Below are 13902 nucleotides of genomic sequence, written 5' to 3'. Positions count from 1 at the left end.
CTCCGAAAACGCGGCGCTAGTCCCCCGCCGGCGGCAAAAGCCCGTCCGGGTAGCGGTATTCGCAGCCGAGGTCGTTGGGTGAGCGCGTTCCGCAATTGTCGCGGAACCAGGTGACGCAGGCGTCGGCGACGAGTTCCGGGTCACGAATGAAGATGTAGCCGTCAGTGCAGTCATCGAAGTTGTCGTTGAAGAGCCAACGGTTCAGGGGCAGCTTGTCGGACGAGTAGTCGGCGATCAACAAGTGGCCGAGCACCGACCGCGAACGTCGAAGCATCATCACGCCGCCGGCCAGCATCTGGACCTGAACACATGCAACGTCGTCTTCGTCTTCGTCCTCGTCATCATCGTGATAGACGTAGCCGCTCGGACCCATCTCGAAGATGAAACCGACCGGTTTGTCGGCGAGCGACTCGACGATCCACGTCGTCATGCCCAACCACTCCTGCACGTCCGATGTCTTGTCCGATTCGTCCACAGTGGCCTCCCCTCAACCGATCTCTGATGACAAGATAGCGCCGAGTACCGACAGTTCTGGGTGCGACGACGCCCAGTCGTCCACCGAATCGTGGATCCGATCGAGTGCCGGACTTCCAGATATAGTGAACGCGCGGTGGGGACCGCGACGTGATGTGGCCGGCGATGCCGGCCAGAGATTTGGGGGGCACACTTATGGCACCAAAACCGACACCACCACCTACTGTGGCGGCCGCCCCGGGGCTGTCCCGCAGCCACCTCCCGAGTTCGGTATCGATTTTGATGAAATCGCCAAGGGCTCGTATGCACCAGCACCACCGATGCAAATCCGCTGGTGCACTGAACAACCGGGTCCCTCGCTAGTGGACCAACCATCGGTCAGCTGAGAGGCTGGGATCTCGGCGGGTTAGGAAAAGCAGCCACCACTTCCGTCGCCAACGCAGCGAACCTCGACGGCGCGCTTGACCAAGTCCAACGCGCAATGGACAACGCGCGATGGACAGCCGGTTGAGCACGTTGCGGACCTCGTGTCCGTGAACTATCTCATCGCCCGCCCCCCGCGTGACCGACAATCCAGAGTTGGGACCGACAATCGATGTCACGTAACACCATCACCTCGCAACTGCGCCGCGGCCTTTCGATAACAGTTTTCGCGATTGTCACTGCCGCGCTATCTGCAGGCTGTTCACAATCCCATGGCAACGAGGCCAACAAGACCGCAATCGAATCGGAAGCTGAGGCCCGCACCATCGTGACCGACAACGTTAGGTTGATGTTCCCGGGAATCGCGACCATCACGCCGCAGAATGCCACATTGACGCCCTGCGGCAACTACCACAAGAACGCCATCGGGGAGCGTCCACCGTGGGGCGCCGAAGCATCTCAATCGCTGACTGGACCGGACCAGGTCTCAGAAGCGATCCGACGTCTTGACGCTCTCGCTGAATCGGGCTATCGCCTTCGGCCGCATGGACCACTGCCGACACTCCCAGAAGAGAAGGCCTACGAAGACAAGCGCGGCGTCACGATAGGCATCACGGCTACCAAGCTCCCCGACAGCGTCTATTTCTCCGTCTTCTCCAGCACCCCCTGCACTATTGACGAACCGTGACGTACGACGCAGGGACCGTGGTGTCAATCACGGCCGTGAGGTCGAGCAACAATCTGAGGAAACGATGGTATTGAGCCGGCACGCGCCTGCCCGGCTGCGGCAGGAGCTGATCTGCGGCCTCCAGTGGCGCGCAGAATGACCACGCCAGCCGACCGAAAGATACGATGCTACAGCGCATTCCGCCGACTTGAAGCGGGGACTTCCGCGTTGTCGAATGAGAGCAGGCTGCGCCGACTGAAGTACAGCTCGGCCAGACTATGCTTGGTCGCCACCGTGCTCCTGCTGACAGGTTGCTCGTCTGCCGACGAGAATGACGCAGAGAGCGACGCGTCAATTACATCCGAAGCCGAGGCCCGCACCATCGTCACCGACAACGTTCGGTTGATCTTCCCCGGCACCACCGCCATTGCACCTCAGAACGCCTCGCTGACCCCGTGCAGCAATTACCACAAGAACGCTATCGGGGAGGGCCCTCCCTGGAGCGTCCGGGCATCTGAGCTTCTGGCGCGCCCCGAGCAGATCGCGGAAGCCGTCGATCGTATCGAGGCTCTCGCCGAATCTGGCTATCGACTTCAACCGCGAGGTCCAATGTCGTTGTACCCAGAGGAGAAAGTCTACAAAGACGACCGCGGCGTCAGAATTGGTATCTCAGCGAGAGAGCTGCCCGATAGCGTCTACTTCTCCGTATTCTCCAGCACCCCATGCACAATCGACGAACCCTGACGTACGACGCAGGAGGCCGTGATGTAAATCCGGCCGTGGGGTGGAGCAACGAACCAAGGAGCATTCAAACACATTCTCCACGTCGGAGTGGAGTTGCTCGATGATGTCGATCGCTCCGTCACTGCAGAACTCCCCGACGCCGCACTCATCGAGATATTTCGGCAGTGGCCATCGTCGAGCACCGTTGAGCGGCTGTATGACGACGCCGGCGACGACTGGCCGCCCCTGTCCGGCGAGTTGACTGAGGCCCTGTCCACCGGCCCCACCGACGCGGTCTTGTTCAACCTCAACACCATTGGCGACCCGTGGAGGTCCTGGAAGCAGGCAAACGCACTGACGCTGTCCGATCGGTCGGTGTGGTTGGACCTCATCAAGAAGCACGAGCAGATCGACCGACTCGCGGTACATGCACCCGCTGAAGGCGCTCGTCGAGGCTGAACTCCACCGAGTTCATCCGGGCCGGATTGCCCTGAGTCGGAGAATGTTTGAAAGCCACGCGGCCTGTCACTCAACTCGATGGATAGACCGCAACTGCTACCCCGTCCCGAGCACCTCGACAGCACAGCGGATGCCCGGAGCCTCCGCGAGGCGTCTGTCGGCGGTCACCAGAATCACGTCCAGAGCCTCGGCCAAGGCAACATAGGCAGCGTCGTACGTCGTGAGATTCTCGCGAAGCTGCCAACAACGCCTCAGGAGCGGCATATGGTCACTGCGCCGGATCGGAAGATCGATCAGATCGGCGAGCGCCATTTCCGCACGTTGTTGGTTCACTTTCTTCGCCTGTGTGAGTCGACGCAGTACCGACACCACCTCCAGGTCGAGGATCTGCGGCGCCGCCAGGACCTCCTGCGCCAGTCGTGACCGGGCCCGTACACCGTCAACGTTGTCGTCCGCCAACGCCGTGACCAGAACACTGGCGCCGACAACGATCACGACTACTCGCCACGCTCGGACTGCAACAGCCCGACCGAATCGTCAAAACTTGCCGACCCACCTGCACGTTGCCCGGCCCGTTCCATGACCTCTTGGACAGTCGGACGAGAGGCTTCGTCGATCAAGTGCCTGAGCAAGTACTCCTGCAGCGACTGATGAGCCGCAGCGGCGCGACGCCGAAGGATCGCATGAACATCCTCCGGCACATCCTTGATCTGCACACTCGTCATGGCGCCATCATGGCGCCACATCGTGACTTCGGCAACCGCCTGCGACTAGACCGGCAACCCGTAGTTGCCCAGCACCGGCCGCAGTCCCGAACCCGCGGGAGGAACCGCAAGTGGTTGCACCGACGACGGATACAGAGACGCCGCCCGCGCCGCGGCCTGTTGAAAATTATCGGTCGACGTCGCTCTCGACGGCACCAGCGACATCGTCCGCGTCCGCACAAGCACAAGCGAACAGCTCGTCGTGATCACGACACCAACCACAGGGATCGAGACTTAGCCGGCCTGTAAACCTTGCCCTACGCCCAAGTCTCACCAGAAATAGAGAAGGACGAAGACTGCAGCTCCCACGAATCCTGCGCCACCGTATGCCACCGCTGCCCACTCTCCATCGAACACCCGGTACCCGTAACACCCGAGCGCTACACAGGCGAGACCGGCAACGAGCGGAGCCGCAACCCACAGAACCGGAATCATGAAGATGCTGAGGTACACGAGACCGAAAGATACGAATCCGAGCACGAGACCGCAGGTAACTCGTGCCACCTCGCGTGCTGTCACTGCATGTACCCCCTTGACCCCAGCTGACCTACCACGTCGCGTGAGTCACGCCATCCTTCTTGAACACAACAGATGCAATCTCTGAAGCGGTGAAACCTGGCCGTGGGGCGCAGTCCAGGGGGGAACAATGGCAGCTGATAGCGCGCCGCTCACGGTCGCCGCGTTCGTAGACGCGAAGGTCGTGCAGCTAGAAAATATCGCACCCCAGCAATGACCAGTCCGATCAGTGGAACCAGCAGGTAACACGTGCCGATGAAAATTATCGTGCCCCATATGAAGAAGCCTACGAGAATCGATCCCAAAAAGTCCGGAAGCGAATCGGCAGAGTTGTCATTCAAGAGACCGATCGCCATTGCAATGGTAAAGCCCGCCGCACAAACCACGTATGCCACTGGTATCGCCCACAGCATCGACGATCCCCACAGCCGCATAAATCCTGATCTTTTCGACTTCACTCCTGAATCTCGACAATCTTGACTTTTGACGGATCGCCCGGCGACCCCGAGCTCAGTTCCTACGACTGGGCTGAACCCTGCTGGGGCCCGGATAACCCCTCTGCGGAGAGATGCGCTGGTCAAATCCCCGGCAGTTTTACGCCACTGTCCAAGACAACTGAGAGCGCATCTCCTGACCTCCCGGCCCACCCAGACTCGATGGATACACCGAGCCGCGCATGCCCCGCCTTAAACAATTCCACGCTATCCGCATGCCACACCGCCAGCTTTACAGCAGTTCTGAGCATGAGCTCAGGATCCACACCAAACTGAGACCCACTAGCACCCCACAGCGCCGATCAGAACCGCTGTTCTGACTTGTCCGTCGAACTCTACCTGCTCATCACCGACGGTCAACGGCCCGGCGCATGGATGTCTAAGTGGTTGGTTCGCTCGACCCAAACTGAGCAGATGATCGTGGCTCTTCGGAGTCACTTACGACGACGCCATTTCTCATGCGCAAGTTCCGGCCCGATCCAGCCCTCTTGCGAAGAACCAGCCACGCCGAAACGTGACTTAGCAGTGATTCCCCTCAACTCCACCGCCCCGCCTCCCGCTCGCCATTATATTGTGCAGCAAGGGTTATCGCCGCTACGAGTGCCGGCAGGAACTGCTCGATGGCCTCACGCTCGCGTCGAAATCCCGCAACAGCTTCTGGACCTCCTCCTCGTGACCGAGAAGCGAATTCCACTAGGTTCATTCGTTCGATCTGGTCGGAACAGATACGCGCGTACCGGCGCAGCATTGGGGTGTTGCCTCTGCACCCGCGTGCGATCTCGTCCGGTGTCAGGCCTGATCGATCACCGCGGGAGTACCGGTCGACCATGTCGATCAACCGTTCCGGAACCTCGTTGAACAGCGAGCATTCGAAGTCATCCAACGGGTCAGGTTGTAGTTGCTCGATGATGTCGATTGCGCCGTCACTGCAGAACTCTTGCCAGGCCGCCAGAGCTGCCAGCAAGTTGGCTTGAGAGAAGACCGCGGCCTCCATGGCGCGCACCGCGAACACGTGACCTTTGGTGACGACGATGGAAACATCGGGCCAGCGCGACGAGTGTTCGGCGATCACCGCACCGAGTAGGTCCATGTCCGGGATCTGATGGGACAACACCGTGCAGAACTCAAGACGCAGCGCCTGCGGCGAGACCAGGATATTCGTATGTAGGCCAACATCGGTGCTGAATCCAATGACGTTCTGCTCAAGCTGAACCCGGTCGCCGAAGCGAGCCGTCAGGATCTTGTGAGTCATCTCGCGCAAATGTGCCATGTCACGTGGAACCGTCCCGAGGGATGGCGACGCTGTCTCTGCATCACCGATCCTCCGCGCCGATAACTCAGTGGGCCGCGACGGTTGAGGCCGAGATCCAATCGGGTTCCGGACAATGACGAAGAGAGGATGCTCTACCTCGAACTCATCACGCAGCAACCGTACGACAGCCTCCAAGAGCTTGTCGAGATCGCGTTTGCTGGCCTCGTTGATGTATGCGCCACTGCGCAACTGTCGCCAGCCGAGTCTGATCACGGCGTCACACAGAGCCAGCAACGCCGAAAAGCTGTCAGCATCAGCGAAATTCGCACGAGGCATCCCGTCGATCGCGCATCTCACACGCCCCGACCCGGTCACTGTGAACTTCAACAACGGCTGGTAGCCCGGAGGCTGGTCGGTACGCCCCACCTCGACGATCTCCTCGCGACGGAGCGGTCGGAGTTGTGCACCCAGCCGACTGCCAAGTGCGCTCCAATCGGCTTCTACGCTGCTCTCGGTACCGAGGTTGTCGCCGTAGCCATCGTCGTCATCAAAGTCGTCAAACCTACCGAAACTTGGTCGTGCCATGGTGCCCTCCCCAGCGCCGTTGGTCATCGGTGATGACCCCGTGGCACACGGTAGAACGCACCTACGACAACGCGGGTTGACCAATCGCTGACCTGCACGAAGCCCAGTAACACGGGCCAGCCCAGCAAGGCTCGACTCTGATCGATCAGACGGCAGGTGGGTGCGCGACTCGGCGCCGCCGAAGCCGCACCGGCAAACCGTCGGCCGGTGTCGGGCCGGTCCCCCAGGTCATCAGCGGGGTGTAGGACGCGGGCACCGACCATTCGAAGTCCAGCAGCATACGATGCAGGATGGCTTTGACGGTCGAACCGGCGAAGTACATTCCGATGCACTTGTGTGCCCCGGCACCGAAGGGCGACCAGGCGTAGCGATGCATCTGCTCGAGAACGGCTGGATCGTCAAAGTGACTGGGGTCGAACTCATCTGGCCGATCCCACCAGGTATCCAGACGCATCGAGGTGTGTACGCTCAATGCAATCTCGGTACCGGCCGGAATGAAGTAATCCAGAATGCTGGTGTCATCGGTGGCCTGCCGGAACAGGGTCCCGGCCGGCGCGTACATTCGCAGCGACTCCTTGAAGGCCGCGTCGAGCAGGGGTGCAGAGTTGAGGTCGTCCATCGACGCCTCATCCGGGAGCGACTGCACTTCCTCGCGTAGCCGCCTCTGCAGAGGCTGGTCCTTGCCGAGGTGATACATCAGCATCGACAGCGCGATGGTGCTGGTGTCGTGGGCCGCCATCAGCAGGAAGATCATGTGGTTGGTGATGTCTTCGTCGGTGAAGGTGCTTCCCTCGTCGGTCTGCGACTGGCACAGCACGGTGAACAGATCGTCACCGGCACTGTCACGTCGCCCTGGTATCGCGGTGCGGAAGTAGTTCTCCAGGTATCGTCGGCCGCGCAGTCCGCGTGCCCACCGTCCGGGCACACCGTCACGTCGGATCAGGGCTTGCCCTCCCACGACGGCATCGTCGAAGGCATGCGAGAGCTTGCGGGCCGTTGCGCCATCGGGTGATTCGCCGATGAACACCTGACTCGCCAACTCCAGCAGCAGCTCTTTCGTTCGGTCGTACAGCGGAACCTTGTCACCAACTGTCCAGGTGGACAACGTCTCTGAGACCAGCGGGCGGCTCAGCGCTAGATACCCATCGAGTCGCGGCCGGGTGAAGGCCTGCTGCATGATTCGCCGGTGATAGAGGTGCTCGTCGAAGTCGAGAAGCATCAATCCCCGGTGAAAGAACGGGCCGATGATGGGCTGCCAACCGATTTCGCTCGAGAAGACCTTCTTCTTGTCCAGCCACACTTCCTGCAGGGCATCTGGACCCGTCACGGTGGCCATCTTGAATCCGAGTGCACCGGTCCAGGACACCGGGCCGAATTCGCGATAGCGTCGGCGCGCGAATCCCAAAGGCTCCGCGACGCTTTCGAACACGTGCCCGAGCACCGGCAATCCGTAGTTACCCATCACCGGCCGCAGTCCAGAACCCGGCGGCGGAACGGCAAGTGGCTGCACCGATGACGGATACAGGGACGCCGCGCGCGCCGCGACCTGTTGGAACGTATCGGTCATCGTCGCTCTCGACGGCACCAGCGACATCGTCATGGCGTCTGCGTCCGTTCGGTCATAGGATCCTCCAGTCGATATGCAATCGTCCGGCTTCGTCTTCTGGCACAGAACGGTACCAATCTGAGCACCGTCAGGGGTACGGAATCGTGGAGATGGAAGACTTGGCCCCGTGACGAATGTCGGCGAGCGCAGTTACGCGGGTGCGACCACGTCCGCGCGCGTGGCGAAGCGACGATCCCGTCTCCTGGATGTGGCCCTGAGCGCCATGGCGGAAAACCGCTGGCGGTCGACGACGGTCGCCGGCCTCTGCTCCGAAGCGCAATTGAACAAGCGGTACTTCTACGAGAGCTTCGCCGACCTCGATCAGGTGGCCGATGCAACCATCGATGAGGTGGCGACCGAAGTCGGCACCGCCGCCATCAACAGCCATCTCGCGACAGTGGGATCATCGCTCGAGGACCAGGCCCGGGCCGCCGTGGAAGCCGTTGTCGACGTGCTGGGAGCGGACCGGCGAAAAGCGCTGGTCCTCCTCGGCGGCGTCCCGACGACGGTAGACAAGGAGGGCAAACGTAGCGCTGCCATCGCCGGCTTGACCATGGTGCTGACCGAACACGCCCGACACGTCCACGACGTGGAACTCGAACGCGACTCCTTGGCTGCGACCGGTCCGGCCTTTGTCATCGGCGGTACCGCTCAAACCATCCTGTCGTGGGTGAACGACGATCTAGAGGTGAGCCGCGAGCAGTTGATCGACGACATCACCGGGCTGTGGTTGCTACTGGGCCAAGGCGCGGCAGATCTCGCACGATCGAGAATCGACAAAGATCCGCACTGACCTGACATGATCCGGCCGATCGGCCCTTTGCCACCACAGTGTCACTCGGCCGCCAATCAGCGATACAGCGCGTCGATCTCGGCGGAGAACCGCTCGGAGACCACGTTTCGTTTGATCTTCAGCGTGGCGGTGAGCTCGCCATGTTCTTCGGTCAGGTCCCGGACGAGGATCGTGAACTTCTTGACGGCCTCCGAATGGGAGACGGTCGAGTTCGCGTCATCGACAGCGAGTTGTAGTGCCGCAATCAATTCCGGGTCGTCGCGGAGTTCGGCGGCCGTGGCTCCGTCGGCCTTGCCGTTCTCGGCACCCCAGTGCCCGAGCACGTCCGCGTCCACCGTCAGCAACGCAGCGATGAACGGTCGGCCGTCGCCGACCACCACGGCCTGCGAGACCAGCGGATGCGAGCGCATCCGATCCTCGAGGGGACCCGGAGACACGTTCTTGCCGCCGGCGGTGACCAGTAGGTCCTTCTTGCGGCCGGTGATGGTCAGGAATCCGTCGTCGTCGAGGGCACCGAGGTCGCCGGTGCGGAACCAGCCGTCGTCGAAGGCGTCGGCGGTGGCTTGGTCGTTGTGCCAGTAGCCGTCGAAGATGACGCCGCCGGCCAGCTCGATCTCACCGTCCTCGGCGATGCGTACGCTGTTGCCGCCCATCGGTTGCCCGACACTGCCGATCCGTTGTGCCCCTGGCACATTCACGCAGTGCGCCGCGGTGGACTCGGTCAGGCCGTAGCCCTCGTAGATCGGCACACCCACACCGCGGAAGAAATGACCCAGCCGCGGCATCAGCGCACCGCCACCTGAGATGGCCAACCAGCATTCACCACCGAGCGCTGACTTCAGTTTCGAGTACACCAGCCGATCTGCCACCTTGTGCTGCAACCGCAGCGACAACGACGGCTTACCCGTGTCGAGCGCCTCGCTGTAGCGCACCGCGGTGTTCTCGGCAAAATCGAAGATCGCCTTCTTGGCCGCACCACCCTTGGCTGCGGATTGTGCGGCGGAGTCACGGACCTTTTCGAATACCCGCGGTACGCCGAGGATGACGTGCGGCTTGAACCGCGAAAACTGTCCGACGATGGTGCTGAAGTCCGACCAGTGCGCCTGCGTCCCACCCGCCTCGAACATCGCCAGCGACACCGCGCGGGCCAGGACATGCGCCAGCGGCAGGAACGTCAGCATGCGATTGCCGGGGATGGCGACCGTACCGATGCTGGCCGTCAGGATGCCCCGGACCTCGGACAGGAAGTTCCGATGTGTGAGCTGACAGCCTTTCGGGCGACCGGTGGTCCCGGAGGTGTACACCAGGGACGCGAGGTCGTCGGCGCGGATCTGTGCGATGCGCTCCTGGACGCTGCTCTCACTCTGCTCGCGGCCGGCGGCGATCAGGGTGTCGACCGCACCCTCATCGATGGCCAGGGCGTCGACACCGACGGTCGCGAACGCCGCTGTGTGTACGGCAGATTCCCCGATCGCCAGCACCGCACCGGAATCCTCGACGATCCACCGGATCTGATCCAACGAGGAGGAGTCGTAGATCGGGACCGACACCGCCCCGGCCGCCCAGATGGCGAAGTCGAAGAGGGACCACTCGAAGCGGGTGGCCGACAGCAATGCCACCCGGTCCCCCGGTTGCACGCCGCGCGCGATGAGTCCCTTCGCGACGCCGGTCACCAGTTCGGCGAAATCGGTGGCGGTGACATCGCGCCAGGTGTCGCCGTCGGGACGGGAGAACAGCACCAGGTCCGGTGTCTGCTCGGCGTGCCGGTAGACCGTTCGCACCAGGGCGTCGTCGTCGGCGATGGTGAACTTTGCTGTAGCCGTGTACTCACGCACTGTGGTCATCTCCGGGTGTCTCGGTACCCGTGCGGACGGGCGTGGTCTTGGAACGGAAGTGGTGAAGCATGGTTGCGAACTCATCGACGTCGCTTGTCGACCAGTCCTGGACGCGGTCCTGCACTTGCTCGAGCCGCTCGCGGTCGGTGACGGCGAGAACGTCGCTGCCCAGGTCGGTCAAGGTGAGCGGGTGTCCCTGCCGCACCGGACCCGGTGCCACCAGGATCCAGCCGGCGTCGACGCATTGCCGAAGTTGGCGTGACACCGTCGAGCGGTGCACCTCGAATGCATCCGAGATGTCGGTGGCCCGGCAACCGGGGTGACGCGCGATGTACGACAGAACCGAGTGCTGAGCAAAGGTGGCCGATCCCTCGGCCGGGCGTTCGCCCGTCATCACCTCACGGACCAGGTACACGAGTTCTTCGTGTACCTGCGCGACTGCCCCACTTCTGTCGTGTTGCATGACGCAACTATAACGCTGTGGGCAGAGTGGACGGCGGTCGCCCGCCGGTCAGCGCGCCGGTTGCCGATCTGATCTCGTGAGCCGGACCCGCAGCGTTTTCGCTACGGGCCGTGCACCCGATCAATTGATCGCAGAACCGTTCCACAACACATCAAAGAACTGCGCTGCCATCAGTTCTTCCTTCTTGTTCCGGCTGAGTCCCAACGTCTTGCGGTACTTCAGGACATGCTGCAACGACAACGCCGAATACAACAGCGGTAGTCGATCGTGCGGCTGTTCGTAGACATCAGCCGCGCCCCGGACAGCGGCGAAATCGGTACGCGCACGGGTCGGATGTTTCAGCGCATCGCGCAACGCGGCAGCTTTGATCGCCCGCTTGCGTCCGGCCGGGACCACGACCGGGGAGTCGGGCCTGGGGCCGAACAGTGCCGCATCGAACTCCTCCGGCGTTGCGACTGTACAACCCGCCGTCGGGCGCGGGTTGCACTCGACCATGTGGTGCACGCCGTCGTCTGTCATCAGGTAGTCGAAACTGATCTGACCGTGCCAATCCAGTTCGCGCGCAATGGTTTGCGCAGCTTCCAATGATTCCGGTGAGTCCACCGACTCGTAGACGATGCCACCGCGACCGTCGATGGTGAGTGCGTGCTCGTAGCAGGAGTGCAAGACCACTTCGCCGTGATGAACCACGCTCCAGCTGCACCGGTCGACGCCGCGTAGGTACTCCTGCACCAGCCACGGGTCCTCGGGGGTGGGCGTGATGTCCTCGAGTGATCCTTCCCCGGCCAGCTGGCCGGAGTTGGTGATGACATCAAGTCCACCTCGTCCGAAGGCCGCCCGAGCGAACCAGTGGTCCCAGTGCGTCACCGCCTCGACGAGTTCACTGTTCGATGTCGCGACAATCGACGTCGCCACCGGTAGGCCCAACGATTCACAGATCCCACTGAAGCTCACTTTGTCGTGAACCTTCGCCAACGTCTCGAACGACGGGAAGAACAGTTCGGCGCGACCTTCAAAACGGTCACGATGCGCGGCGAGGTAGAACACTTCCTCGAACATCGGGAGAAGCCAATTGATCTCGTGCTTGTCGATCAGAGCATCGACCGCGTCGATGAACGCAGCGGTGTCCTGCACTGGCGCCGGCACCTGGACGTGCCGCGCTGCACCCCGCGAATGACTGCCGGGCGACGCCCTGAAGGTGTCGGCAGCGGTGACGTCCCTGTCCGCCGCCCCCAGCTTGCGGATTTCATCGACCGCGAACGGCATGCGCGACGTGGTCACCAGCAGCCGAGGCTCAGGGGTGCTCATATCGTCGGATACTACGCACCAGACGCCCTGGCTGTGCCCAGATAACGTCGAGGACCTCAGAAATGGCCTGGACATAGCAAAATACCCTGTATTCGAGTCCATTGCTGGAATCGGATACAGGGTATTCGCAAATTGTGTTCGGCGGTGTCCTACTCTCCCACACTGATTAGGGTGCAGTACCATCGGCGCTGGTAGGCTTAGCTTCCGGGTTCGGAATGGGACCGGGCGTTTCCCTACCGCTATAGCCGCCGTAACAATGTGAAACAACCATCGTCACAAATCAAGTCAATGATTAGTGCTGATCATTTGTTTGTTTGTGTGTTGTTTCAGATATTGCACAGTGGATGCGTGACAAACTTTGTTTGTTTTGGTTGTAAGTCCTCGGCCGATTAGTACCAGTCACCTGCACCCGTTACCGGGCTTCCAGTTCTGGCCTATCTACCCCATGGTCTGTAGGGGGCCTTAACCCTGCTAAGAGGGTGAGAAACCTCATCTTGGAACAGGCTTCCCGCTTAGATGCTTTCAGCGGTTATCCCTTCCGAACGTAGCTAACCAGCGGTGCCCTTGGTAGGACAACTGGCACACCAGAGGTTCGTCCGTCCCGGTCCTCTCGTACTAGGGACAGGTTTCCTCAAGTTTCTTACGCGCGCGGCGGATAGAGACCGAACTGTCTCACGACGTTCTAAACCCAGCTCGCGTGCCGCTTTAATGGGCGAACAGCCCAACCCTTGGGACCTACTCCAGCCCCAGGATGCGACGAGCCGACATCGAGGTGCCAAACCATCCCGTCGATATGGACTCTTGGGGAAGATCAGCCTGTTATCCCCGGGGTACCTTTTATCCGTTGAGCGACACCGCTTCCACTTGCCGGTGCCGGATCACTAGTCCCGACTTTCGTCCCTGCTCGACATGTACGTCTCACAGTCAAGCTCCCTTGTGCACTTACACTCAACACCTGATTGCCAACCAGGCTGAGGGAACCTTTGGGCGCCTCCGTTACATTTTAGGAGGCAACCGCCCCAGTTAAACTACCCACCAGGCACTGTCCCTGAACCAGATCATGGTCCGAAGTTAGATGTCCAATACGATCAGAGTGGTATTTCAACAACGACTCCACACACACTGGCGTGCATGTATCACAGTCTCCCACCTATCCTACACAAACCGAACCGAACAACAATACCAAGCTATAGTGAAGGTCCCGGGGTCTTTTCGTCCTGCCGCGCGTAACGAGCATCTTTACTCGTAATGCAATTTCGCCGAGTCTGTGGTTGAGACAGCAGAGAAGTCGTTACGCCATTCGTGCAGGTCGGAACTTACCCGACAAGGAATTTCGCTACCTTAGGATGGTTATAGTTACCACCGCCGTTTACTGGGGCTTAAATTCTCAGCTTCACCACCGAAGTGATTAACCGGTCCTCTTAACCTTCCAGCACCGGGCAGGCGTCAGTCCGTATACATCGTCTTACGACTTCGCACGGACCTGTGTTTTTAGTAAACAGTCGCTTCTCTCTGGTCTCTGCGACCACACCCAGCTCAG

Annotated in this window: 14 protein-coding genes and 2 rRNA genes; 5 read left to right on the top strand and 11 right to left on the bottom strand. The window is 61.1% G+C overall.

The features are described 5' to 3' along the window. Positions 1–16: 16 nt before the first annotated feature. Positions 17–475, bottom strand: a complete 459-nt coding sequence (locus tag AC51GR_RS22960) for a hypothetical protein (protein ID WP_496326972.1) — start codon at positions 473–475, stop codon at positions 17–19. A 594-nt stretch (positions 476–1069) separates the two neighbouring features. Here AC51GR_RS22960 and AC51GR_RS22955 point away from each other — a divergent pair. The 3 genes from AC51GR_RS22955 to AC51GR_RS22945 all read left to right on the top strand — a co-directional run bounded on the left by AC51GR_RS22955 (position 1070) and on the right by AC51GR_RS22945 (position 2746). Further along, positions 1070–1585, top strand: coding sequence for a hypothetical protein (locus tag AC51GR_RS22955; protein ID WP_496326971.1), 516 nt, complete (start codon positions 1070–1072; stop codon positions 1583–1585). A gap of 261 nt (positions 1586–1846) precedes the next feature. Next, a complete protein-coding gene (locus AC51GR_RS22950; protein ID WP_496326970.1) occupies positions 1847–2308 on the top strand; it encodes a hypothetical protein in 462 nt (153 codons plus the stop codon). Positions 2309–2401: 93 nt separating this feature from the next. Next, positions 2402–2746, top strand: a complete 345-nt coding sequence (locus AC51GR_RS22945; RefSeq protein ID WP_496326969.1) for a hypothetical protein — start codon at positions 2402–2404, stop codon at positions 2744–2746. A gap of 96 nt (positions 2747–2842) precedes the next feature. Here AC51GR_RS22945 and AC51GR_RS22940 read toward each other — a convergent pair whose 3' ends face one another. The 3 genes from AC51GR_RS22940 to AC51GR_RS22930 form a co-directional block, all read right to left on the bottom strand. After that, positions 2843–3241, bottom strand: coding sequence for a type II toxin-antitoxin system VapC family toxin (locus AC51GR_RS22940; RefSeq protein WP_496326968.1), 399 nt, complete (start codon positions 3239–3241; stop codon positions 2843–2845). 2 nt (positions 3242–3243) lie between these two features. Further along, positions 3244–3471, bottom strand: a complete 228-nt coding sequence (locus AC51GR_RS22935; RefSeq protein WP_496326967.1) for a FitA-like ribbon-helix-helix domain-containing protein — start codon at positions 3469–3471, stop codon at positions 3244–3246. 309 nt (positions 3472–3780) lie between these two features. Next, on the bottom strand, positions 3781–4029 hold the full coding sequence (locus tag AC51GR_RS22930; protein WP_496326966.1) for a hypothetical protein: 249 nt from the start codon (positions 4027–4029) through the stop codon (positions 3781–3783). 252 nt (positions 4030–4281) lie between these two features. On the opposite strand from AC51GR_RS22930, the gene AC51GR_RS22925 reads away from it, so the two are divergent. Next, positions 4282–4506, top strand: a complete 225-nt coding sequence (locus AC51GR_RS22925; protein ID WP_496326965.1) for a hypothetical protein — start codon at positions 4282–4284, stop codon at positions 4504–4506. 549 nt (positions 4507–5055) lie between these two features. Here the strand turns inward: AC51GR_RS22925 and AC51GR_RS22920 are convergent. Continuing rightward, complete coding sequence (locus AC51GR_RS22920; RefSeq protein WP_496326964.1) at positions 5056–6357, bottom strand: TY-Chap domain-containing protein; 1302 nt, start codon at positions 6355–6357, stop codon at positions 5056–5058. A gap of 145 nt (positions 6358–6502) precedes the next feature. Further along, positions 6503–7957: a cytochrome P450 gene (locus AC51GR_RS22915; protein WP_496326963.1), complete on the bottom strand. Its 1455-nt coding sequence runs from the start codon at positions 7955–7957 to the stop codon at positions 6503–6505. 133 nt (positions 7958–8090) lie between these two features. Between AC51GR_RS22915 and AC51GR_RS22910 the strand changes: the two genes are divergently transcribed. Then, positions 8091–8756 carry a TetR/AcrR family transcriptional regulator gene (locus AC51GR_RS22910; RefSeq protein ID WP_496326962.1) on the top strand — a complete coding sequence of 222 codons (666 nt, stop codon included), beginning with the start codon at positions 8091–8093 and terminating at the stop codon, positions 8754–8756. 56 nt (positions 8757–8812) lie between these two features. On the opposite strand, the gene AC51GR_RS22905 is transcribed toward AC51GR_RS22910, so the two are convergent. From AC51GR_RS22905 to AC51GR_RS22885, 5 genes are all read right to left on the bottom strand, one after another. Continuing rightward, the gene (locus tag AC51GR_RS22905; RefSeq protein WP_496327104.1) at positions 8813–10591 is read right to left on the bottom strand and encodes an AMP-dependent synthetase/ligase; all 1779 of its coding nucleotides are present in this window, start codon (positions 10589–10591) and stop codon (positions 8813–8815) included. After that, a complete protein-coding gene (locus AC51GR_RS22900) occupies positions 10584–11054 on the bottom strand; it encodes a MarR family winged helix-turn-helix transcriptional regulator (protein ID WP_496326961.1) in 471 nt (156 codons plus the stop codon). Before AC51GR_RS22900 ends, AC51GR_RS22905 begins: the two co-directional genes overlap by 8 nt. Before the next feature lie 120 nt (positions 11055–11174). After that, complete coding sequence (locus AC51GR_RS22895) at positions 11175–12362, bottom strand: ATP-grasp domain-containing protein (RefSeq protein ID WP_496326960.1); 1188 nt, start codon at positions 12360–12362, stop codon at positions 11175–11177. A gap of 136 nt (positions 12363–12498) precedes the next feature. Beyond that, positions 12499–12615 (bottom strand): 5S ribosomal RNA (gene rrf, locus AC51GR_RS22890). A 115-nt stretch (positions 12616–12730) separates the two neighbouring features. Then, positions 12731–13902 (bottom strand): 23S ribosomal RNA (locus AC51GR_RS22885); the annotation flags it as partial.

It is taken from the genome of Williamsia sp. z71 (assembly GCF_059553375.1).
This window is presented reverse-complemented; position numbering and strand designations above follow the sequence as displayed.